26 protein-coding genes and 3 pseudogenes are annotated in these 22968 nt (G+C 32.0%); 14 read left to right on the top strand and 15 right to left on the bottom strand.

The window, feature by feature from the left end; genetic code table 11:
- Window positions 1-22: 22 nt before the first annotated feature.
- From AAHN00_RS07655 to AAHN00_RS07640, 5 genes are all read right to left on the bottom strand, one after another.
- Window positions 23-301, bottom strand: coding sequence for a ComF family protein (locus AAHN00_RS07655; RefSeq protein WP_342270898.1), 279 nt, complete (start codon window positions 299-301; stop codon window positions 23-25).
- 395 nt (window positions 302-696) lie between these two features.
- The gene (locus AAHN00_RS07650; protein WP_342270897.1) at window positions 697-1983 is read right to left on the bottom strand and encodes an IS5 family transposase; all 1287 of its coding nucleotides are present in this window, start codon (window positions 1981-1983) and stop codon (window positions 697-699) included.
- A 113-nt stretch (window positions 1984-2096) separates the two neighbouring features.
- A complete protein-coding gene (locus AAHN00_RS07645) occupies window positions 2097-2276 on the bottom strand; it encodes a hypothetical protein (RefSeq protein WP_342270896.1) in 180 nt (59 codons plus the stop codon).
- A gap of 96 nt (window positions 2277-2372) precedes the next feature.
- Window positions 2373-2609, bottom strand: a complete 237-nt coding sequence (locus AAHN00_RS15080) for a double zinc ribbon domain-containing protein (protein ID WP_410521370.1) — start codon at window positions 2607-2609, stop codon at window positions 2373-2375.
- A 74-nt stretch (window positions 2610-2683) separates the two neighbouring features.
- Window positions 2684-2863, bottom strand: a complete 180-nt coding sequence (locus AAHN00_RS07640; RefSeq protein ID WP_341748385.1) for a DUF2706 domain-containing protein — start codon at window positions 2861-2863, stop codon at window positions 2684-2686.
- Between the two features lie 187 nt (window positions 2864-3050).
- On the opposite strand from AAHN00_RS07640, the gene AAHN00_RS07635 reads away from it, so the two are divergent.
- The 8 genes and pseudogenes from AAHN00_RS07635 to AAHN00_RS07600 form a co-directional block, all read left to right on the top strand.
- Window positions 3051-4337, top strand: a complete 1287-nt coding sequence (locus AAHN00_RS07635) for an MFS transporter (protein ID WP_342270895.1) — start codon at window positions 3051-3053, stop codon at window positions 4335-4337.
- An 89-nt stretch (window positions 4338-4426) separates the two neighbouring features.
- Complete coding sequence (ndk, locus tag AAHN00_RS07630) at window positions 4427-4849, top strand: nucleoside-diphosphate kinase (RefSeq protein ID WP_341755341.1); 423 nt, start codon at window positions 4427-4429, stop codon at window positions 4847-4849.
- A gap of 11 nt (window positions 4850-4860) precedes the next feature.
- The gene (gene mnmG, locus AAHN00_RS07625) at window positions 4861-6708 is read left to right on the top strand and encodes a tRNA uridine-5-carboxymethylaminomethyl(34) synthesis enzyme MnmG (RefSeq protein WP_342270894.1); all 1848 of its coding nucleotides are present in this window, start codon (window positions 4861-4863) and stop codon (window positions 6706-6708) included.
- Window positions 6708-7308: pseudogene (rsmG, locus tag AAHN00_RS07620) on the top strand (16S rRNA (guanine(527)-N(7))-methyltransferase RsmG). Before mnmG ends, rsmG begins: the two are co-directional and overlap by 1 nt.
- Window positions 7283-8047 carry an AAA family ATPase gene (locus AAHN00_RS07615; protein ID WP_342270893.1) on the top strand — a complete coding sequence of 255 codons (765 nt, stop codon included), beginning with the start codon at window positions 7283-7285 and terminating at the stop codon, window positions 8045-8047. Before rsmG ends, AAHN00_RS07615 begins: the two are co-directional and overlap by 26 nt.
- Window positions 8044-8916, top strand: coding sequence for a ParB/RepB/Spo0J family partition protein (locus AAHN00_RS07610; protein ID WP_342270892.1), 873 nt, complete (start codon window positions 8044-8046; stop codon window positions 8914-8916). Before AAHN00_RS07615 ends, AAHN00_RS07610 begins: the two co-directional genes overlap by 4 nt.
- Window positions 8917-9567, top strand: coding sequence for a fructose-6-phosphate aldolase (gene fsa / locus AAHN00_RS07605; RefSeq protein WP_342270891.1), 651 nt, complete (start codon window positions 8917-8919; stop codon window positions 9565-9567). It abuts the gene before it with no gap.
- 135 nt (window positions 9568-9702) lie between these two features.
- Window positions 9703-10038: pseudogene (locus tag AAHN00_RS07600) on the top strand (DNA adenine methylase); the annotation flags it as partial.
- 35 nt (window positions 10039-10073) lie between these two features.
- On the opposite strand, the gene AAHN00_RS07595 reads toward AAHN00_RS07600, so the two are convergent.
- A complete protein-coding gene (locus tag AAHN00_RS07595; protein ID WP_342270890.1) occupies window positions 10074-10250 on the bottom strand; it encodes a hypothetical protein in 177 nt (58 codons plus the stop codon).
- 52 nt (window positions 10251-10302) lie between these two features.
- Between AAHN00_RS07595 and AAHN00_RS07590 the strand changes: the two genes are divergently transcribed.
- Window positions 10303-10779, top strand: a complete 477-nt coding sequence (locus AAHN00_RS07590; protein ID WP_342270889.1) for a Dam family site-specific DNA-(adenine-N6)-methyltransferase — start codon at window positions 10303-10305, stop codon at window positions 10777-10779.
- Between the two features lie 3 nt (window positions 10780-10782).
- On the opposite strand, the gene AAHN00_RS07585 is transcribed toward AAHN00_RS07590, so the two are convergent.
- From AAHN00_RS07585 to AAHN00_RS07575, 3 genes are all read right to left on the bottom strand, one after another.
- A complete protein-coding gene (locus tag AAHN00_RS07585) occupies window positions 10783-11967 on the bottom strand; it encodes an IS3 family transposase (protein ID WP_342270888.1) in 1185 nt (394 codons plus the stop codon).
- Window positions 11968-12042: 75 nt separating this feature from the next.
- Complete coding sequence (locus tag AAHN00_RS07580; RefSeq protein ID WP_342272616.1) at window positions 12043-12267, bottom strand: transposase; 225 nt, start codon at window positions 12265-12267, stop codon at window positions 12043-12045.
- Window positions 12170-12373 carry a hypothetical protein gene (locus tag AAHN00_RS07575; RefSeq protein WP_342270887.1) on the bottom strand — a complete coding sequence of 68 codons (204 nt, stop codon included), beginning with the start codon at window positions 12371-12373 and terminating at the stop codon, window positions 12170-12172. Before AAHN00_RS07575 ends, AAHN00_RS07580 begins: the two co-directional genes overlap by 98 nt.
- 137 nt (window positions 12374-12510) lie before the next feature.
- Between AAHN00_RS07575 and AAHN00_RS07570 the strand changes: the two genes are divergently transcribed.
- Both AAHN00_RS07570 and AAHN00_RS07565 read left to right on the top strand, forming a co-directional pair.
- The gene (locus AAHN00_RS07570; protein ID WP_410521369.1) at window positions 12511-12678 is read left to right on the top strand and encodes a DDE-type integrase/transposase/recombinase; all 168 of its coding nucleotides are present in this window, start codon (window positions 12511-12513) and stop codon (window positions 12676-12678) included.
- A gap of 346 nt (window positions 12679-13024) precedes the next feature.
- A pseudogene (locus AAHN00_RS07565) lies at window positions 13025-13249 on the top strand (DDE-type integrase/transposase/recombinase); the annotation flags it as partial.
- Here the strand turns inward: AAHN00_RS07565 and AAHN00_RS07560 are convergent.
- The 4 genes from AAHN00_RS07560 to AAHN00_RS07545 all read right to left on the bottom strand — a co-directional run bounded on the left by AAHN00_RS07560 (window position 13244) and on the right by AAHN00_RS07545 (window position 18127).
- A complete protein-coding gene (locus AAHN00_RS07560; protein WP_342270886.1) occupies window positions 13244-14068 on the bottom strand; it encodes a succinate dehydrogenase iron-sulfur subunit in 825 nt (274 codons plus the stop codon). The pseudogene AAHN00_RS07565 and the gene AAHN00_RS07560 sit on opposite strands and share 6 nt — an antisense overlap.
- A gap of 314 nt (window positions 14069-14382) precedes the next feature.
- The gene (gene ftsH, locus AAHN00_RS07555; protein ID WP_342270885.1) at window positions 14383-16272 is read right to left on the bottom strand and encodes an ATP-dependent zinc metalloprotease FtsH; all 1890 of its coding nucleotides are present in this window, start codon (window positions 16270-16272) and stop codon (window positions 14383-14385) included.
- Between the two features lie 11 nt (window positions 16273-16283).
- Window positions 16284-17720 (bottom strand): tRNA lysidine(34) synthetase TilS, encoded by a 1437-nt coding sequence (gene tilS, locus AAHN00_RS07550; protein WP_342270884.1) that lies wholly within the window; start codon window positions 17718-17720, stop codon window positions 16284-16286.
- On the bottom strand, window positions 17720-18127 hold the full coding sequence (locus AAHN00_RS07545) for a hypothetical protein (RefSeq protein WP_342270883.1): 408 nt from the start codon (window positions 18125-18127) through the stop codon (window positions 17720-17722). The genes tilS and AAHN00_RS07545 overlap by 1 nt, the downstream gene beginning before the upstream one ends.
- Before the next feature lie 263 nt (window positions 18128-18390).
- On the opposite strand from AAHN00_RS07545, the gene AAHN00_RS07540 reads away from it, so the two are divergent.
- The 3 genes from AAHN00_RS07540 to AAHN00_RS07525 all read left to right on the top strand — a co-directional run bounded on the left by AAHN00_RS07540 (window position 18391) and on the right by AAHN00_RS07525 (window position 21166).
- Window positions 18391-19005 carry a hypothetical protein gene (locus AAHN00_RS07540; RefSeq protein ID WP_342270882.1) on the top strand — a complete coding sequence of 205 codons (615 nt, stop codon included), beginning with the start codon at window positions 18391-18393 and terminating at the stop codon, window positions 19003-19005.
- 107 nt (window positions 19006-19112) lie between these two features.
- Window positions 19113-19328 (top strand): hypothetical protein, encoded by a 216-nt coding sequence (locus AAHN00_RS07535; RefSeq protein WP_342272555.1) that lies wholly within the window; start codon window positions 19113-19115, stop codon window positions 19326-19328.
- Window positions 19329-19645: 317 nt separating this feature from the next.
- Window positions 19646-21166: an Npt1/Npt2 family nucleotide transporter gene (locus tag AAHN00_RS07525; protein ID WP_342272615.1), complete on the top strand. Its 1521-nt coding sequence runs from the start codon at window positions 19646-19648 to the stop codon at window positions 21164-21166.
- A gap of 245 nt (window positions 21167-21411) precedes the next feature.
- Here the strand turns inward: AAHN00_RS07525 and cyaY are convergent, their stop codons facing one another.
- Together cyaY and mltG are read right to left on the bottom strand one after the other, a co-directional pair.
- Entirely contained in the window at window positions 21412-21723 is a 312-nt protein-coding gene (cyaY, locus tag AAHN00_RS07520) for an iron donor protein CyaY (protein WP_341751403.1), read from the bottom strand.
- Between the two features lie 2 nt (window positions 21724-21725).
- Window positions 21726-22694, bottom strand: a complete 969-nt coding sequence (gene mltG / locus AAHN00_RS07515) for an endolytic transglycosylase MltG (RefSeq protein WP_410521440.1) — start codon at window positions 22692-22694, stop codon at window positions 21726-21728.
- Window positions 22695-22968: the final 274 nt, after the last annotated feature.

Genomic DNA, 22968 nt, shown 5'->3' with positions numbered 1-22968 from the left:
CAAAAGGGGGATATAAGAGTATTTATGTCATGGCAATTGTCATAACATAAACACTCTTAGCCCCGGAATCCTTTAAGATTTTAGCACATTTGTTAATGGTAGTGCCAGTGGTTAATACATCATCTACTAATAATATTTTTTGGTCTATAATTTGATATTTTTTATTGAATATAAGGCTATTTGATAAGTTTTTTTCTCGTTCTTTTTTAGATAAAAAAGTTTGGGATTTGGTCCATCTTGACTTAATTAATACGTCAGGACTTACCGGTTTTTTTAGTAGTCTGCTGATTTCTTGAGCCATAATCAAAGCAGGATTATACATTCTAAACAATCTTTTGAATCTATTCATTGGAACTGGAATAATCAGGTCAATATCTTAAAATTCGCTGTGATATTGTATATAAAGTAATTTGCTGAAAGTTTTGGAAAGAATGGTTTTGTCTTGATATTTAAAAGCATGAATTATTTTCTTGCTATGCTCGTTAAATTTAATTAGTCCGTCCGCCAAAAATATTTAAAGCCCCCCATAATCTATGATTGAATAAAATTTTTACAAAAAAAATTCTAATATTTGCACTAAAATTAAAAATTGTTTTCAATTTTATTGAAAAATTTCTGTTTTAGTAAAATTTTTACATGAGCTTATTGTTAACGATTTTTTTTAATCGTTTAGCAAGTTTTTTAATGATAATTTTTTTATGTAGAGTTAGGCATGATGTGTAAATGATTGGCAATACATCGTAAATTCAAACCTATAGCAGAGATTATTGGATTGATCACATCTCCTATCACACCCTTCAAGAAGTTTCTGCCCATCCTGCCATATTGTTTCAAATGCCCTATTATTGGTTCTATAGCACTGCGTCTCCTGATCATACACTTGTCTTCTTTCAATAACTTTTTCCGAGTTTTTGGGGTATATACCTTACTCTTCTCTTTAACATTGCTGCCAGTATAACCAAGATCAACAAACGATTTTTTTATCTTTATTCCAGTTACATTTTCTACCGCTTCAAAACTCTGCTGCAATGTATGACCATCATAAGGATTATTATGAAACGATTTTGCTGACAGTACAAAATTTCTACGACCACTGACTACTACCGCAACTTTATTGCCAAACTCATATGGCTTGTTTCGTTTTCCCTTCCCTATACACTCTACCTCAGGGGCATGAAAACTATACAATATTTTATTCTGTTCTTTGTATTGCTTTTTCTCTTCTCTTTTTAAAACAGATTGGCTATGTATTTGTTTTACTTTTTTCAATACTTCTTGATCTCTGATAGATAAGTTTAATTTCTGATTTTTTATCTCACGCTCACATATTCTAACCAAACGACCAAGTAACGTTTTTAAATGCTTCATTATTTTCCAACGCTTCTTGGCTTTGCTATGCTCTTTATACTTCCAGAGCTTTATTATATCTCGCTTATAGGTTCTAGCGTAGGTTTCGTTTAAACTTATACCCAAACTTTGGCAAAGCTTCACAATACTAAGCCTAGCTTTATCCATTAAATAAACATCATGTGGGTGCTTGATATTCTTAATTTGTACCGTTGTATCAGCAATTATCAATTCCAAATCTTTTTTTTTAATTGTGTTAGTTCTTATTCCAACTCTTATCAACTCTGCTAATATCTCGTTATATCCAGATTCACCTAATAAATTACGAAATCTTCTTATGCTAGTTTCCGACATCGCTATATCTGTTTCTATATATTCCCACCCACAGAAATATTGCCAATACATGTTTTCTTTTAGTTCTTCCTCTGCTAATGAATCTGAAAAATTATACATTGCTTGTAGCATCGTTACACCAAGCATCACTCTATGACATTTTCTATTTCTACCAAATCTCTTAATAGAAACATTTTTTGATAACCATTCTTCTAGACCAGACCAATTTATTGTCCCACTTTGGGAGAAAAACCCCGCACTTGCAGTGCGTCGTTTCAACATAAATTTTAAATATCTTATCAAGAAAAGAAAAGATAAGATAAGATATTTTTTAACAAAATCTTACACTTCACAGATATATTCTTTTTGTGTTGTGACACTTTCTAAATGAGCCATACACAAATAGTTTCTAACTTTTAAGTTAGTACATACATGAGGCATTCATGCCGTAATATTAAGCTCTGCACTTGCAGTGCAGAGTGGTTAACTAATTCTCTTAATTTATATAGCTTATTATTTGAGTTTAATTCTTCTTTTAATTTATAACCAAAAAGTTTTCCTTGTTTTTGTGATTTGATAATATTTTCTATTGGCATATTGACTGAAATCCATAAGGTTTATTAGCATATTTTAACATTTTCTTATGGATTTCTTTATTATTTTCTGCCATTAAAACCTATTATCTATAAGACTTATAGAGTTTTGCCGGACAGACTAATTAAACTACGGGATATGTTATAATGTGGTTTATATTGAAAGCATTTTGCACAACACATATCATCTAAAATTGATATATCTAATCTACAACCACAAATATTGCAGTAAGGTTTTGTAATAAAGTCAAATTTCTTCCAACAATTTAGACAAAATTCCTCTTTAGTGGCAGTCATTTCAGCACAAGACAAACATCTTGCTGGCAAGACAAACATCTTGCTGGCAAGATATAATCTACTAGGTAATTATAAAATCTACTAATTTTGTACATTACTATAAAAGCAAACCTTTAGGCAATATCTCTAGTTAAGTTTACCGGTCTACGAACACATGGGTTGCCACTACTCGAAGAATCTGTTGATTCAACAGACACACAAGGGCTCTTAATCTCGTAAGGAGGACCAGGAGTGCATGATAATAATTGCAAGAGTATAACAAAAAACAGAGAAAATCTTAATAATTTTGTCATAATTGTCGTTTGGAATTAATTTTATTGTCTTAGATTCTATAGGAGGTTAATCTAGTTCGCAATAGATCTCAAGTACATTTGATAAAAAATAAGTTTTAGATACAAAATACATAATAGCTTGTGGCATTTTTCCTGACAAGCATATATACTTCCTTCAAATGTTTGCAAGTAATAACCTAAGGAAACGATGATAAGTACATCCTTCAAAGAAAGACCTCCTTATGCTAGAAAGTATAATAGTTGGCGTATTAGAATTTTATATTCAATAATTATTGGTTATTCGACATTCATACTTTGTCGTCAGAATTTTAATATTGCGATGCCTGCTTTAATGGATCATTTTGAGGTAACAAAAACTCAACTTGGCTGGATTTTAACAGCCTCTTCTATAGTTTATGGTGTAGGAAAGTTGTGTAATGGATTCTTGAGCGATAGATCAAATGCTCGTATATTTATGGTGGTTGGTCTTGCCCTTGTAGGCATCATAACATTGTTATCGGGTTTTGCTTCTAGTATAACCTTACTGGGTTTTTTATGGATTCTGAATAATTGGTTTCAATCCATGGGATGGCCGCCTGCAACACGTATGTTGACTTATTGGTACGCTTCTAAGGAATTAGGAATGAAATGGTCTTTAGGGGCTACTTCTAATCAAATTGGCGGAGCAACTACTATGATAGTGTGTGGCTATTTAATAGACGTTTATGGTTGGAAAGCAGCATTTATAATTCCTGGAATAGTGGCATTATTAATATCGTTATTTTTATTTAATAGATTACGTAATTCTCCCAATGAGGTTAATTTGCCCATAGTAGAAGAGTATAAAGAATGTGATATATCTCTTGGAAACAATGGTGATAATTTATTAACGCGTCAACTAATAAAAATTGTATTTTGTAATAAGTTAGTGTGGTATGTGTGTTTTGCTAATATGTTTGTTTATATTGTACGGTCAGGTGTAATTTTTTGGGCACCCGTATTTTTACGTGAACTAAAAAACGTTACTATTGCTCAAGCTGGTCTACAAGTTGCTTCTTATGATATTTTAGGTTTAATTGGTGGTGTTGTTGCTGGATGGATGTCAGACAATTTATTTCAAGGACGACGTGGTCCAGTTGGTTCAGTATTTATGTTTGTTTTGGCTTTTACTCTTATTTTATTTTGGCAAATACCAAACGAGTATGAAATATTTAGCATGATTATTCTTGCTTTGGCTGGTTTTTTTGTATCTGGACCGCAAGTCTTAATAGGTGTTGCTACAGCAGATTTTACTAATAAACAAGCAGTTGGTACAGCTAATGGTCTTTCAGGCTTATTTGGTTATCTTGGTGCTGCATTGGCTGGGGTATGTGTTGGTTGGATTTCTGATAATTTAGGTTGGAATGGTGTTTTTTTATTCTTTATCTTGTCTGCTTTCTTGGGGGCAATACTTTTTTCCTTAACTTGGAATTATAGTTCTAGAAAAATTGCATAAAGTACCACTTTAACCATGTTATCAGAATTTGCTTGCCAAAAATATATAAATTTATATAAATATTAACAATAAATTAATAAAGGTTTACTGTGACTCAAGAATATACATTTTCAATGATTAAGCCAGATGCTACGAGAAGAAATATAATTGGTAAGATTAATTCTTATTTAGAAAATAATGGGCTGAAAATAGTAGCTCAAAAAATGACCATTTTAACTAAAGATCAAGCAGAGCATTTTTATGCAGAACATAAATCAAGAACATTTTTTAGTAGTTTAATAGAGGGCATTATTTCTGGTCCTGTTGTTTTACAGGTGCTTAAAGGGGAAAATGCTATCTTACAAAATCGTAAAATAATGGGAGCTACTAACCCAGAAAATGCTGAACTAGGCACAATTAGGAGAGATTTTGCAGAAAATATCGAGGCTAATAGTATTCACGGTTCTGATACTTTGGAAAGTGCTGAAAGAGAGATAAAAATTTTCTTTACTGAAAAAGAAATTGTAGAATAATTATAGTCTATATGAGATATAGCGTTGTAGTTATTGGTGGTGGTCATGCTGGTTGCGAGGCAGCTTCGGCTTCTGCGCGTTTAGGTGTAGATACTCTCTTAATTACTCTAAAATTAGATAATCTTGGTGAAATGTCTTGCAATCCTGCAATAGGTGGGGTAGCAAAAGGCACTTTAGTAAAAGAAATAGATGCACTTGACGGACTCATGGGTAAAATTATAGACCAAGCCGGTATCCATTATAAGATGCTCAATGAAAGTAAAGGACCAGCAGTTTGGGGACCAAGAGCTCAAGCTGACAGAAAACTTTATAAGAAAGCTATGCTTAATGCCTTGATAAATCACCCAAATTTGACAATTTTATGTGCGTCTGTAGAAAATATTGAAGTCCACGACTCTAAAGTAAAGGCATTAACCTTAGATAATGGTACGCGTATTGAGTGTCAAAAAGTTGTATTAACCACAGGTACGTTTTTATCCGGACTCATTCACATAGGAACTAAAAAAATCCCATCGGGTAGAATAGGTGAAAAGCCGTCATACGGTTTATCTAACACTTTAAAATCTTTTGGTTTTTCTCTTGGCAGGTTAAAAACTGGTACCCCTCCAAGAATAGATGGAAGAACAATTGATTATAACGAAGTAGAAGTGCAGGCTGGAGATACCGTGCCACGTCCTTTCTCCGAACTTACAAATTCTGTTAAGATAAAGCAAATAAATTGTTTCGTTACTAGAACAACTGAACAAACCCACGAAATTATTAGGAATAATTTAGATAAATCAGCTATGTATTCTGGACAAATCAAGGGTATAGGACCAAGATATTGTCCATCCATCGAGGATAAGGTTACTAGATTCTCTAAAGCAAGTCATCAAATATTTTTAGAACCTGAAGGCTTGGACGACCATACTATATACCCAAATGGTATATCTACATCGTTGCCTGAAGATATACAATTAGCATTGCTAAAAACAATTCCTGGTCTTAAAAATGCCACTATGTTAAAACCAGGATATGCAATAGAATATGATTATGTCGATCCAAGAGAATTAAAAGTAACGTTAGAAACAAAAAAAATTAAAGGTTTGTATTTTGCCGGTCAAATTAATGGCACCACTGGCTATGAAGAAGCTGCGGGGCAAGGAATTATGGCTGGCATTAATGCAGCCTTATCGATAAAAAATCAATCAGATTTTATTTTGACTAGAGCAGATGCTTATATTGGTGTTATGATTGATGATTTAATTACCCTTGGTACAGTGGAGCCTTATAGAATGTTCACTTCCAGATCTGAATATAGACTTTCTGTTAGGGCTGATAATGCAGATTTAAGGCTAACTCAAATGGCCATAGATATTGGTGTTATATCCAATTTACGCAAAGAGATTTTTAGTAAGAAATGTGATGATATTCATAAGGTAGAAAATATTGTAAAAACTATTTCTTTAACAACTACTAAGTTAGCTAACTTGGGTGTGTCTATCGCACAAGATGGTTCATATAAAACAGCCTTTGATTTACTAGGACTACCAAATTTTGGTGTTAATAAAACAATAGAGATATTCCCAGAACTTATTTCATTAAATAAAAAAATCCTTCATTATCTTTGTATTGAATCAAGATATTCTTCTTATTTGATTAGACAAAATGCAGATATTCAATTATTTAAAGAAGAAGAGTTGGAATTATTAGATGAGAATATTGATTACTTTAAAATACCAAGCTTGTCTACAGAAGTAAGAGAAAAACTCCAGTATCATAAACCGGCGACTATTGGTGTGGCTAGAAGAATATCTGGAGTTACTCCAGCTGCTTTAATAGCAATTATAATTTATATAAAAACAAGATATAAACATTAATGTATGACTGTCGTAATGTTCCACGTGAAATATTAGATGCCCTTGAGAAGTATCAATCATTGACATTAAAATGGAATAAAACTATTAATCTCGTTTCTTGTAATACCGAGCGTGAGTTTTGGGTAAGACATATTTTAGATTCTTTACAGCTAATGAAGTATATAAATAACTAAAATATTCATTTAATAGATGTTGGTTCGGGTGGTGGATTTCCAGGGATAGTTTTGTCTATTGCTGGAATAAAAAATGTTACTTTAGTAGAATCTGATGTAAGAAAATCTATTTTTTTTATTGCAAGCTTCTAAAATTTCTACTAATAAAGTCAATGTGGTTAATCAACGAATAGAAAATGTTAAATTAGATTGTGATATATTAACTTCTAGAGCCTGTGCTCAGTTAGAGAAAATATTTGTTTATACCCAACATATTAATGTAAGAAATAAGTATTTATTATTTAAAGGTGGGCAATATCAAAAAGAAATTGAAATTGCTAAAAAGAGATGGTCTTTTTGTCATTCTATGTATGATAGTGAGACTTCTGATAATAGTAAGATTCTAGAAATTAGTAACATATATGACAAAAATAGTTGCGATAGTTAATCAAAAAGGTGGAGTTGCTAAAACTACAACTACTGTAAATTTATCGACAGCTTTATCTGTAATGGATAAAAAAATCTTGGTTATAGATTTAGATCCTCAAGGAAATAGTAGTACTGGTTTTGGTATAAACCAACAAGATAGAAAAGTTACTATTTATCAGGTATTAATTGGTTTAAGAACGATTGAAGAAGCCATAATACAAACGAATATTCCAAATTTACAATTAATTACAGCTAACACTAATTTATCCGGTGCTGAATCGGATTTATTAAGTATAAGAAAGCGTGAATATTTATTATCAGATTTGTTAAATAAGCTGGTCAGTAAATATGATTATATTATTATAGATTGTCCTCCTGCTCTTAACCTACTAACAGTTAATGCGTTAGTAGCTTGTGATTATGTATTAATCCCTATGCAGTGTGATTTTTATTCATTAGAAGGATTAAGTCATTTGCTAAAGACAATTGAAATTGTAGAAAAGAATTTAAATCCAAAAATAAAAATTGCCGGTATTTTATTTACTATGTATGATAAGCGCAATCGATTAACTGAGCAAGTAGAGGATGATGTTAGAAAATGCTTAGGAAGATTGGTATTTAAGACAGTTATTCCGCGAAATGTAAAACTATCTGAGGCACCATCTTACGGCAAGCCAGCAATTATTTATGATCATAAATGTACTGGCTCTATTGCTTATATAGAACTTACAAAAGAGATTTTAGGTAGAAATATATGAAAAACAAAGGTTTAGGCAAAGGGTTATCGGCTTTGCTTGGAGAAGAGGTTTTTATTGTAGAAAAAGATGAATTAATAAAAATTATAGATATTGATAAAATTGAAGCTAGGAATAATCAACCAAGGAAAAAATTTGAATATGATAAAATAAAAGAATTAGCTGACTCCATAAGTAATAATGGTTTATTGCAACCAATCATTGTTAATTCAACTAGTGATGGAAAATATAAAATTATAGCTGGTGAGAGACGTTGGCGTGCTTGTAAGATAGCTAAGCTTAGCGATATTCCTGCTATTGTAAAAGATATAGGGGATAAAGAAATTATAGAGATAGCACTAATTGAAAATATTCAAAGAGAGGAATTATCTGTTATAGAAGAATCAGAAGGATTTGAGCGGTTAATAAAAGAGTTTGGTTATACACAAGAGAAATTAGCAGAAAAACTTAGCAAGAGTCGTAGTCATGTAGCTAATTTATTAAGATTAAATCAATTACCACAATCTATCAAAGATAAAATAAATGAAGGGCTTTTAACTATGGGACATGCAAGATGCCTAATTAATCATCAGCAGGCCGAGGTAATAGCTAACCATATTATTGAAAATGATTTAAGCGTTCGACAAACTGAAGATATAGTAAAAAATTGGTCTAAAAATGAATATACAAAAATCCCAGAACATGATAGACATGTAGGGAAAAGATTTCTAAAAGAAAATAGTAAAGAGAATGATCTACAATTATTAGCTAAATCATTGTCAGAAAGATTTAATATAAAAGTAACTATTGAAAACTACCCAATTGGTGGAAAATTAGTATTTCACTATAGTAATTTAGAAGAACTTGATTCAATTTTGTCGAGGTTAAATTAAATGCAAATTTTTTTAGATAGTGCTGATATTAAAGAAATTGATGAGATTAATCAATTAGGTATAATTGATGGTATAACTACTAATCCTTCCTTAATGTCTAAGACAAAAGATGATTTTGTCTCAACTATTGCAGAAATATGTAAGATAATAACTTCCGACGTTAGTGTTGAAGTGGTTGCAAATGATGTTGATACTATGATTAGTCAAGGAAATAAAATTTTAGAAATATCCAGCAATATTGTTATTAAATTACCTATGACATGGAATGGTATTAAGGTGTGCCAATATTTTGCAAATAAAGAAAAAAAAGTGAACATGACCTTATGCTTTTCTGTGAATCAGGCTCTTATCGCTGCAAAAGCCGGAGCATATTATATATCGCCTTTTATCGGTAGACTTGATGATATAGGTCAAAATGGTATTAGTTTAATAAGTGATATAAGACAAGTATATGATAATTATCAGTATCAAACAAAAATCCTTGCTGCATCTATAAGAAACCCTAACCATGTTTATCAAACTAGTATGTATGGGGCTGATGTTGCTACAATGTCTGGTAAAATTATCAAGCAATTATTAGATCATCCACTAACAGACTTCGGTTTAGAGATTTTTAATAAAGATTGGGATAAATCTAGATTAAAAATTTAATTATTAAAAAAGAATTAGATACTGCTTATTTCAGGTAACAACAGGTGAAAGAGGAATCAGAAAGTAGGTGGTATGTTTAATAATATTCTTGTAATGTCGAAAGATATTTGGCATATGAAATTTTGGTAAATTCTTATGCAAATTGAATCAGTAAACAATTTAAGAATATCGTTTAATGAAGCCTTATCAAGGATAGGAAAAAGTGTGCTAAAAAATGATGACATAATAATTGAAAATGACGATAAAGCAAAACCATTTGTAAAATGGGTAGGTGGAAAAAGAAGTTTAATAAAAGAATTATCCTCAAGAACACCGCAAACTTATAAAAGCTATTATGAACCATTTATAGGAGGAGGAGCACTTTTGTTTGCTCTTGCCCCATCTGGTGCGACTATATCAGACGTAAACCTAGATTTAGTTATTACATATGCCGTGATTAAAAATAAACCTCAAGAATTGATAAAGCTATTGGCAAAACATAAAGTCAATCATTGTGAAGAATATTACTATAAAATCCGGAAACAATTTATTGTCCCACTTTGGGAGAAAAACCCCGCACTTGCAGTGCGTCGTTTCAACATAAATTTTAAATATCTTATCAAGAAAAGATAAGAATGAATCATACAGATATTTTTTAACAAAATCTTACACTTCACAGATATATTCTTTTTGTGTTGTGACACTTTCTAAATGAGCCATACACAAATAGTTTCTAACTTTTAAGTTAGTACATACATGAGGCATTCATGCCGTAATATTAAGCTCTGCACTTGCAGTGCAGAGTGGTTAACTAATGATAATGACATAGAAGTTGCTGGACGTTTTATATATCTTAATAAAACCTGTTATAATGGTTTGTATAGAGTTAATAACAAAGGTGAGTTTAATGTGCCTATGGGGAAATACAAAAATCCAGCAATAGTTGATGAGACAAATATACTAGCTTGTAGTAAATTATTACAAAATGTTGATATAAAATATCAGGATTTCAGTAAGATTTCTCCAAATACAGGTGATTTTGTTTATATTGATCCTCCTTATCATCCTATAAATAATACATTGTTTACTAAATATACAAAACTTGATTTTACAGAAACAGATCAGATAAAACTTTATCAAAAATGTAAAGAATTAAACGATAAAGGTATATATGAAACTGGACTGATTTTTCAAGACAAATTTTTCACTAATTTTGTTTCCCATTTTACATAATTTTTAAGCTGCATTTTGTAAGTAATCAAGATACACGTTCATCGGTTTTTTATAACCAATACTTGAATGGAATCTTTGATTGTTATATTTATCCATGTATTTATCAATACCATCTTTAAGTTCTGCGATATTTTTAAAATCATTTATAAATATACAATTATATTTTAAAGTTCTAAAAAATCTTTCAATCACAATATTATCAATGCTTCTACCCTTACCGTTCATTGAGATTTGTATATTATTCTCTTTTAGAATTCCCGTATGCTCATGTCCAGTATATTGACTACCCTGATCACTATTGAATATTTGTGGTGCAGGGTATTTATTCAGTGCATCTTTTAATACATCGGTTACAAGTGATGCATCCATAGAATTAGATACTTTATAACTTAGTATTGCCTTACTATGCCAATCTATAATCGCCACAAGATACATAAATCCTCCGTTAGTTCTAATATAAGTAATGTCACCACTCCACACTTGATTAACATAAGGTACATGAATAGTTCTATTCGTTCCTGATTTGTGCCAGTACGGCTCAAGCAAATAGCTATAAATTTTATGTTGACCATCCTTCACAAAAGTAGATTGCTTTTTATGAGGATGAATAGCTTCTATACCCATTATTCCCATATATTTAAGCACCCTATCTCTGCCCACATTAAAGCCGTCTTCCAATAATTGTTTGTATATATAACGATAACCATACTCAGGGTTATCCGTATATATTTCATCTATTCTATTTAAAATATCAAGATTATATAAGCTCATTACTTTAGCTTTATAATATACTCCAGATCTGCTTATCTTTAATAGTTCACATTGCCTTGTCTTTGCTAACGTACTCAGCTTGGGGTCGACAAGACTTTTCTTATTTGATAAGTCCAAGCTGTTTAGCTTTCCCACCGCCCAGTCCCTCTCGACTGTAGCCTTACCTAATGCTTTTGCAAGTTCATCGTTTTGATTCTTAAGTTCACTAATCTGCCCTTTGTACTCACTAACAGCTTTTGCTGGCTCAAATGCCAATGACGCATTATCTAAAAATTGTCGTTTCCAGTTTTGCATAGTTTTAGCCGTTACTTCATATTTGACCGATAACTGACCTATTGTTGATTCTTCTTTTAACATCTCTAATACTATTTTAGTTTTTGCTTCTGCACTAAAATTTTTAATTTGTTTTTTACCCATTTGTTTCTCTTTAATTTTATTTATTATTCTATACTTATTGAGAAACAAAAATACCTGCTTCTTTGTCTAATTTTTTCAGTCCATTATATACATGTTTTCTTTTAGTTCTTCCTCTGCTAATGAATCTGAAAAATTATACATTGCTTGTAGCATCGTTACACCAAGCATCACTCTATGACATTTTCTATTTCTACCAAATCTCTTAATAGAAACATTTTTTGATAACCATTCTTCTAGACCAGACCAATTTATTGTCCCACTTTGGGAGAAAAACCCCGCACTTGCAGTGCGTCGTTTCAACATAAATTTTAAATATCTTATCAAGAAAAGATAGGATATTTTTTAACAAAATCTTACACTTCACAGATATATTTTTTTGTGTTGTGACACTTTCTAAATGAGCCATACACAAATAGTTTCTAACTTTTAAGTTAGTACATACATGAGGCATTCATGCCGTAATATTAAGCTCTGCACTTGCAGTGCAGAGTGGTTAACTATTTTCTGCCATTAAACCCTATTATCTATAAGACTTATAGAGTTTTGCCGGACAGACTACGTAAGCATAGAGACAAGCCTGCAGCACTTGCATTTTTTCGTAAAGCCTTTAGAGAGAATAATTTTCCTGAGAAAGTAGTAATTGATAAAAGCGGTAGTAATACGGCTGCTCTTAATGATTTGAATACAGAAGTTCCTAAAGATTCTCAATAACAACCAGCTGAAGCTGGTGGGTTGATATCTAGACTGGAAGTCGCTATTACTCTAAAGAGATATTACTAATGCCTGTGCTATCTCTCTGATCCTAATTCTTATAAGTTACCCTGCAATACTTTTGTAGCGATATTTAGTGATCCAAACAACATGAAAGCGATGGTAAAATACAGTGTGGCTAGTCTTGTTATAATCTGTCATATATGATATTTTAATATACATGAAGAGCTTGCTCTTATGTATATTAAAATATCATATATTCAAGTTATAGTGAATTGAAATATTAGAACAAGGACTGAAGTCTTTCCCAGCTGAAGCTGGGGGTTTTAACCAAAAAGGTGACTATAAAATTAAGGTTATTCAGACCAAATACCTGAATAATCTTGTAGAACAAGATCATAGGTTTATCAAAAAACGTACAAAGCCAATGCTTGGTTTTAAGAGTTTTCATTCTGCAGAAATGACTATTACCGGTATAGAAAATATTCGTATGATGCAAAAAAGACAAATAATTGGAGCTAATGATAATCTTTCTACTTTTGAGAATTTTGCTATGTTAATGGCATCATAATGTCCAAAACCTTAGTTTTAACAATCTTGATGTAGTATGATTTATAGATGCGACAAAACCGTTTTTTATCTCTGCAATAGCTTTAGCTGGATTTAAACCTTTCGGACAAGTCTTTGTACAGTTCATAATCGTATGACAACGATATAATTTAAATGGATCTTCTAAAGCATCTAAACGTTCTCCAGTATACTCATCCCTAGAATCAGCAATCCACCGATATGCTTGTAGTAAAATCGCAGGTCCTAAATATTTATCACCATTCCACCAATAACTTGGGCAAGAGGTAGAACAACACGCACATAATATGCATTCATATAAACCATCCAGTTTTTCTCTATCCTTAAGAGACTGCAATCTTTCAGTATTGGAAGGTGGCGGACTGTCAGTTTTTAGCCAAGGTTCTATCGATTCATATTGAGCATAGAAATGCGACATATCAGGTACTAAATCTTTTACTACCTTCATGTGCGGTAGAGGATATATCTTGACATCTCCACGAATTTCTTCAATAGCCTTAATGCAAGCAAGTGTGTTAGTTCCATCTATATTCATCGCACAGCTACCACAAATTCCTTCACGACAAGAACGCCTAAAAGTCAATGTAGAATCTATTTCATTTTTTATTTTAATTAAGGCATCTAGAACCATTGGACCTGTTTTGCATAGATCTAACTCATAAATATCAATTCTAGGATTTTCTTCAGAATTTGGATCATATCTATAAATTCTGATATTACGTAACTTAACCGCTTCTCCAGAATGTTTATATGTAGTACCTTTACGGACTTTAGAATTAGGTGGTAATCTAAGTTCTGCCATGTTTATTCCTCATCTAAAATTCTAACTATATTTCAGAGCAATTTACAAGTTGTAATCAATGGTGAAAAGATGTCATCCCCGCGTAGACGGCACAACTGTTGAAAGTTAAAAATCGTCTATTAGCGAAGCGCCGTTAGGCACTGTGGCAATCTTCATGATAGTCAAGACCTCCTTGCCACGTCGCCGCTTGCAGCGACTCCTCGCAATGACGGTTTAAGACTTACAACAGCACTTCGCTAATAGACGATTTTTAACTTTCAACAGTTGTGGGGTGACATCAAGCACACTTCTTTACCATAGCCACGACTTTTAAATTACCCAGCTGTTCTTTTCTGATTTAGTTTCTTAACTTTTACAGTACCACCATAGTCATTTTTTATTGGAAATAAATTTTCCTCTTCTGAATTCATTGATCTATCACTCAGCAAGTTTTTAATTTGCTGACCAGACAATGTCTCATGTTCAATCAATAATTTAGCTAACAAATGAAGTTGATCAATATGTGTAGTTAATATATTTTTGGCAAAATCATAACCTTTTTCAATAATTTTTCTTACTTCTGTATCAATTAATTCTGCTGTATGTACAGAAGTATGACCTGCTCCCCTACCACTAGTATATAGATCTTCATTACTCGAACCATGATATACTGGTCCTATTGCATCACTTAACCCCCAGTCCGTTACCATAGCTCTAGCCATTTGGGTTGCCATTTTAATATCTGAAGAAGCCCCAGAAGTAACTTTATCTCTGCCAAAAATAAGCTCCTCAGCTACCCTGCCAGCCATTGCCACCGCTATGTCAGCTTCCATTTTATCACGTGGCATAGAAAAACGATCATTTTCAGGAAGTCGCATAACCATTCCAAGTGACCTACCTCTTGGAATAATAGTTGCTTTGTGAATTGGATCAGAAGCAGGACAATACAACCCAACCAATGCATGCCCTCCCTCATGATAAGCAGTTAGTTTTTTCTGCTCATCTGACATAACCATAGAACGTCTTTCTACACCCATTAACACTTTATCTTTTGCCTCTTCTAAATCTGTCATACTTACTTCTTTTTTACCCTTGCGAGCAGCAATTAATGCAGATTCATTGACAAGATTAGCAAGATATGCTCCTGAAGATCCAGGAGTTCCTCTAGCTATGATTCTAGCTACTATATTTGAGGCACATTTTATTTTCTTCAAATGTACTTGTAAAATTTGTTCTCTACCATCAATATCTGGATTAGGAACAGTAATTTGGCGATCAAATCTCCCAGGTCTTAGCAACGCTGGATCCAATACATCCGGTCTGTTAGTTGCAGCAATAATAACTACCCCTTCATTATCCTCAAACCCATCCATTTCGACCAGCATTTGATTTAGTGTTTGTTCACGTTCATCGTTGCCACCACCCATACCAATACCTCTGTGGCGACCTACTGCATCTATTTCGTCAATAAAAATTATACAAGGAGCATTGCGTTTACCTTGTTCGAACATATCACGGACACGGCTAGCACCAACGCCAACGAACATTTCAACAAAATCAGAGCCAGATATACTAAAGAATGGGACATTTGCCTCGCCGGCTATAGCTTTTGCTAGGAGAGTTTTACCTGTTCCAGGTGATCCTATAAGTAAACATCCCTTTGGAATTTTACCACCAAGTTTTTGGAATTTGCTTGGGTCTCTAAGGAAATCAACAATTTCAGTTAATTCTTCTTTAGCTTCGTTAATTCCAGCAACATCTTTAAAAGTAATTTTTGGGCCTTTGTCTGAAACTAGCTTAGCTTTAGATTTACCAAAACCCATGGCTTTTCCTCCACCTTGCATTTGACGCATGAAAAACACCCACCCACCTATCAAAAGAATCATTGGAAACCACGAAACAAATATGTTAAACAACAAGTTCATTTTTGTATCAGGTGGCACTATTTCAATATGAACCGAATTGCTATTTAGGCGATTTATTAGATCTGGATAGTCAGCAGCATAAGTCGAAAAAGAAGATCCATCGCTTAGAGTTCCCTCAATCATTCTACCCTGAATTTTAACAGCACTAATTGATTTTTCATCAATTTTGGTTAAAAAATCTGAAAAAGCGATATTACTTCTTCCTCCAATAAAACCATCATTTTGAAATGCATGAAAAACAAGTATCATTAAAACAAAAACCGACACCCAAATTAGAACATTCTTACTTTGATTATTCATCTACTACTCACCTAACAGAAATGTGTAAAACGCGATATAAAATTGGGAGAGAAAGAAACACTAAGCCTGCTTCTCAAACCTTGGTCATTATAATACGATATATGGGGTATGGCTATAACTTTTTCAAGTATCTTGACTACTGGTAGGGTGAATAAAATAGCTATATGATTGTTAAAACTTGCGTCTTTCAGTATTTTAAAATCTAAATCTTGCCTTATTTTACTATAATCCTTGATCGTTAGGTTACTGATCAAATAGCCTGAATTATTAGACTTCTTGTATAATTCTACTTCTGCTGGTAATTTGGACGTCGGTGCGGTACTCGAATCCTCACATGCATTCGAGTATGATGTGGTTCTGCGTTCCGGATATCCTGCAAATTCCTGAGCTAGAGCGAATTCTACAAGAGGTCTATTGATATAGAAATAAAATCTACCATCCCATGCATCTACATTATTAAGTCTAATATCTATAGGTAAATTCCTACCAAATTCTCGGTAAATTATTAGATTATTACTAATTTTTTTAATCACGCAACCATGGAGTGTCTTAATAAAGTCTATTTTTTGTTGTAATAGTTCTGTTATCATGCTTATTGAGCCTGATCTACTGGCACGGTTCTTACCGCTAATAATGATAAGTACAAAACTGATTACCTGTAGTGTTATTGCACTAGAAAATTCTGCAAATTTTAATAAATTTACAGTAGCAAAACCAAAATCATAAATTTTTACTGATTCTGCGATGCAAGCAATCAATTCCGGTTGCCATTTCTCTTCTACTACTTGGTTAATTCTAGATTGTTGAGAAGTTATTTGATTCTTTATATATTCTCCTTCTAGGGATAGCTTTTTTCTAATGATATTTCGTTGATATTTGTCAGATTTATTAGATTCATCTTCAAACCATTTTACATTATTGGTAACTAAATATGCAACTAACTGTTGTTTTGGAATGTTAAACAATGGTCTCACTATTTTAACATTATTATACCAATTAATATTGCTGCTACTAAGTCCAAATATACTACTTTTTTTTTCTGATCTTAGACAATAATTCTCTATATAATCATCCAAGTGATGTGCTGTTAAAATTGTCAATATATCTAATTTGCTACATAAATCAGTCATTAATTTATAACGACCTTCTCTAGCTCTTGCTTGTAAATTAGAAAAATTATTTTGGTGATCGAAATGAAGCTGGTGATATCTATGTCCCAATTTATGGCTTAAGTCTCGTACATACTCATGCTCCAACTTAGCCTGCTCTCGTAAATGATGATTAACTAACATCACTACTAGCTTAATACTATTAGTGCTAGCCCATTTATGTGTTAACATTAAAAGGGCTATGGAATCAGAACCACCTGAAATAGCCAATGCGATAGACCTCAGGTGAGGTCTATCAACTAGCTTTTCAATATTCTGCTGAAATTGTTCATAAAGCATTATTTAGGCAAATCTTTTTTGTCAGATTTTTTCTCAATAGAGCTAGTATCCTCTTGGTTTTTAGCTGAATTTTTGCTTAAGGATAGTATTCTTTTTTTATATTCCCGCTCCTTACGAAAATACTCTTGAGCTTCTTGTGAGATTTTATTATATAAGTCACGTTTTTGACCATTAAGTTTAGCAACTGCTATACGATATGCTTGTATTTCTTCTCTCAATTTTGCAGAAACTCCTGCAGCATAAGACTTGAAATCTCTCTCAATTTCTTGTAATTCATCATTAGTGCCACTACTACTAACATTAGTTTTATTGGCATTTGATTTTACAGCTGTTGTACTTGCTAAGCTATTTGAACTTAGTAATAGTAATCCTATTATAGTAGTAATTAATCTATTTTTTTTTATCATCATATGCTCCTAAAATGTTTTTATATATTTTTTGCTAAACGTGAAATCTAGCAAAATTTAATATACACTATAATAATCCTATTTAGTCAATCATAAAGATACTGAAATAATCTTTTTAACACCAAATATATATAGTAATTTTTAATATGCTATTATATTTAGAATATTAGCTATTAAAATAATAATTTTACTTGATATTAATTGATACTTTATCTAAAGTAGTTGAATGCAACAAATTTGTTAATGTACAAGGAGGAAAAAATATGGGACGTAACAAACATAATAAGGGAAACTGGGCTAATCATTACCGGGAACATAATTTTTTAAAACAAGATAAACCTCTTTCTAAAGAAGTAGAGCCTCTTAAGTTATATACAGCTAAAGATGATATGCTGTTATTGACAACTCTTTCTATGATTCGTCCTAACTCGATAGATGATAATGATAATCTGTCAGCACATTATATTGCAAAACGTGCAATAAGTGAGGGTGATACAGTAGAGGGTGCTACTACCTCTGATGGCATTACTACTCCTAAAAATGATACTACTAAAAAACCAATTTCTCATAATCAGGATGTTAGTGATACAATGTCAACAGGAGAAATTTTATACACAGCTGGTGGTTTAATTGTTGGTCTTGCTATTATAAGTTCTGTTCGGATTGCTGTATACAGAACATGTAAAAGTTTTGGCAGTAAGAACAAAAACGTTGATCTCCCAATAGTTTTTCCAATAGAAGTATGTGAAAGTTCTGATAGTAAGAACGAAAATATTCGTTGCTCAGTAGATACTAACTTGTCAATAATAACAATACCACTAGAAGAGATTCCAGATATATCTTTAGCAGGTAATACAACAACGCAGGTAGAACCGTAGTTAACCACTCTGCACTGCAAGTGCAGAGCTTAATATTACGGCATGAATGCCTAATGTATGTACTAACTTAAAAGTTAGAAACTATTTGTATATGGCTCATTTAGAAAGTGTCACAACACAAAAAGAATATATCTGTGAAGTGTAAGATTTTGTTAAAAAATATCTGTATGATTCATTCTTATCTTTTCTTGATAAGATATTTAAAATTTATGTTGAAACGACGCACTGCAAGTGCGGGGTTTTTCTCCCAAAGTGGGACAATAAAAATAAAGACCTCTTGCATAATTCTACTTCTGCTGGTAATTTGTACGTCGGTACGGTAGTTGAATCCTCACGTACGTTTGAGTACGTTGCGGTTCTGCGTTCCGGTCCTCCTACAAATTCCCTAGCAGAAGCGAATTCTGCAAGAGATATAATATTAGTATCAATTCTTCGCTGCTTTCAAAAATTAATGATATCAGGAGCGGTTAAACTTATGTTTATATCAACTATTGATTATAATTTTTAATTACCCTGCTCAAATTCGTGCTTATTCTTCTTGACACTAAAGACAATAAGCTTTAATATGTAGCCCTAGCCAATAAATAAGTAGGTTAGGTCTTATATGGCAGTCATTTCTAGAATTTTTTCGTATCTCTCTATAACTCGCAACACATCCCCCACCTCAAAACTAACAAATAGATTGTCAGAATATGTCTTTCCTATCGAAAGGCGTGAATTATCTAAGTTTCTAAGTGTAACATTGTTGATGTTCTGTATTTTATTTATACAAAATATTATCAGAGCTTTAAAAGATAGTCTTATTAATACTATGATTGGTACTGAAACTGTATCATTTCTTAAATTTTGGGGGGTTCTACCTTCGGCATTCCTACTGTCAATAATCTATGTGAAATTAGTAAATAACATAAAAGGGGAGTATATATTTTACCTTATATTGTCAGTTTTTCTACTATTTTTTGCCTTATTTGCCTTTTATATTTTTCCTAATCATCTAGCATTACATTTGAGTAGTGAACATGCCGGCATTTTAATAAAATCTTATCCCAATTTGAAATGGTTTATATTACTTCTATCTAATTGGAGTTTTTCCATGTTTTATATTATAGCAGAATTATGGCCAAGCGTGATATTTGCGTTACTTTTTTGGCAATTTGTTAATAATATAACCTCGGTGGAACAATCGAAAAGATTCTATCCTTTATTTGGACTTTTTGCTCAAACAGGACTTTATATATCAGGGAAGTTTCTAGAAAATTTAGCTTATTTAAATCAATCTTTAATTAAAAGGTTTGACCTACAACATACAGAGACTGAACTTTCAGTACAAATTATATTAGGCTGTGTATTGGTATTAGGTGTAGTAGCATTAGCAACTTTTTGGGTACTAAACCATAAAATATTAGATAAAGTTCAGGTAGAAAAACTACAATTTTCTGTCAAGAGACAATCCATGACTATTATAGAAAGTTTTAAAATGGTTATTTCTTCAAGATATATTAGATTAATTGCTACACTACTTGTTTGTTATGGTATAGCTATAAATTTAGTCGAAGGACCTTGGAAAGCGTCAGCTTCAAAGATTTATAAAACACCGACGGAATTTGCTGCTTTTGTTGGCAGTTATCTAAGTATTACTGGCATATTTACCATTTTATTTGTTATTCTCGGCTCTAATATTGTAAGAAGGTTGGGCTGGTTTACAGCAGCAAGTATAACGCCAATAATGGTCTTTATAACTGGCATGCTATTTTTCTCAGTATCTAACTTTGATGGGTTTTCTGCCATAATCGTAGTTAGCTTTATGCTAACCGATCCTTCTTTGATTGCTATTACCATGGGGCTAGTCAACAATGTTCTAAGTAAATCAAGTAAATATACTTTATTTGATTCTACAAAAGAAATGTCATATGTTCCTCTAGATACCGAACTTAAGACAAAAGGTAAAGCCGCTGCCGACGTAATTGGTACTAAGCTTGGAAAGTCAGCAAGTGCCCTTCTCCAGTCTTTAATATTTATTATTTTGCCTTGTGCAACTTATCAATCTATTTCTATATACTTAATGATAATATTTGGTATAATTTGTATTATATGGATGTGGGTGATTAGAGAATTGAATAAAGAGTACAATAATATAACATCATACGCGAATTTGGGATAAGAATTTATCAATTCTTATCCCAAATTCGGTGAAATTATCGAAACAATCAGATTTGAAACGGCTCTACATCTGATTTTAAAATCATGTTTTTAGCTTCAGAAAGGTTTAAAATGCATTCGCAAAACCTTTTTAAGAATGCATTTTTCCTGCTATTAAAGCCAATTCGGAATAAGAATTAACTAATTCTTACCCCGAATAGGGGTATTATGAATCTTAAACATTATTCCTTAAATCTAAGATAACAACTAATAGCTACAATTTAGCATATTAATTTTTAACTCCTGCTCTAAAATAACAACTAGATCATCAGAGGATTTTGATTTCCATTTACCAGCAACATAATAAAAATGGTAAGGACCACTAATCGGTGAAGATAACCAAATTTCTTTAGCAGCTGAGTGTTTGTTAATAACAAATACTCCTTGGTTAGTAGTTAGGGTTAGAATATCACCTTGAAAATCAATATCGATAAGACAATTCTTATCTTCTGCCTCAATCGTATCGGCAATTAAAGATATTGTTTTTTCAGCCAATTTGGCAAATTCAGTATTGTCCATACTTAATGCTCCTTTAAACTTTTGCGATACATCTCAACGTACTTATTGTGATCGTTAAGGTTATTAGAAAAATTATGCCCTCCCATAATGTTAACGACAAAATATAATGAATCAATTTTAGCAGGATTTACTACAGCTTCTAAAGATTTTACTCCAGGACAAGAAATAGCTCCAGGTGGTAAATTAAAGACATAATATGTATTATAGGGTGATTGGATAGCTAAGTCTTTTTTAGTTAATCGCCTTGCTAGTTTATCTTTCCCAAGTGTTATAGCATAAATCGTCGTTGGATCTGCTTGCAATTTCATATGTTTGGTAAGGCGATTTAGAAATACAGCAGCAATCAAAGGTTTTTCTGCGTCTAAGCTAGCTTCCTTCTCCACAATGGACGCTAAAATTAAGACGTCAAGACGGGTTTTTAATGGGGAATTGGGTGATAATCTTTCCATGACTTTGTCAAGATGCAGGGACATTAATTTTCGCATTTTATCAATGATCTGCTCTTTTTGATCACCATATGAAAAAAAATAAGTAGATGGCATTAAAAATCCTTCAGGAATTGTTCCTAGAATCTCCCCAATTAAGTGTTCTTCATTATTAATCTTTTGTATTATTTCATATACAAGCATACCCTCAGGTATAATCATTTTATGAATAATCGATTTGCCACTGGACAATATTTTTAAAGTTTGCATTGGAGAAATATTTTGAGTAAAAGTATATTCCCCACTTTTTATAGGATGTTTTAATGAATATATTTTTGTAAGAAATGCAAATAAATAAGGATATTTTATGATTTTATTATCATTTAATATCGTAGTAATTTGATCAATCGACAACTTAGGCTTAATTATTAGAGTTTTACTTTCTGCAAGTAAACTAGGTACAAATAAGTAAAATATACAAAAATTGATTCCGCTGATCAATAAAATCAATGTAGTAGTTATAAAAATAAATTTTATTTTTAGTATTTTCTTAAACAAGCTATACCTAATTAGAATTAGATGATTTCAGAAGATTATAACATAACCTCAACCATCGATGTAATAAATTAATAATAGGCGGAACAGTAATATAGGTAGTGATAACATTTAAATAATATGTTATCATGCAGATAATTAACATTCATAAAAATTATTAATATGCAAATACAGAAATGCTATCGCGTTATTTTTCAAACCTATGATCAATCTAAGGTTCTGTCGCATATGTTGGACAATAGAAAAAAGATTGATATAATGATCT

This window comes from Candidatus Tisiphia endosymbiont of Parasteatoda lunata (genome assembly GCF_964030955.1).
In the GTDB taxonomy this organism is placed as follows: domain Bacteria; phylum Pseudomonadota; class Alphaproteobacteria; order Rickettsiales; family Rickettsiaceae; genus Tisiphia.
The sequence above is the reverse complement of the archived record's forward strand: the minus strand, read 5'-3'. Positions and strand labels throughout refer to the sequence as shown.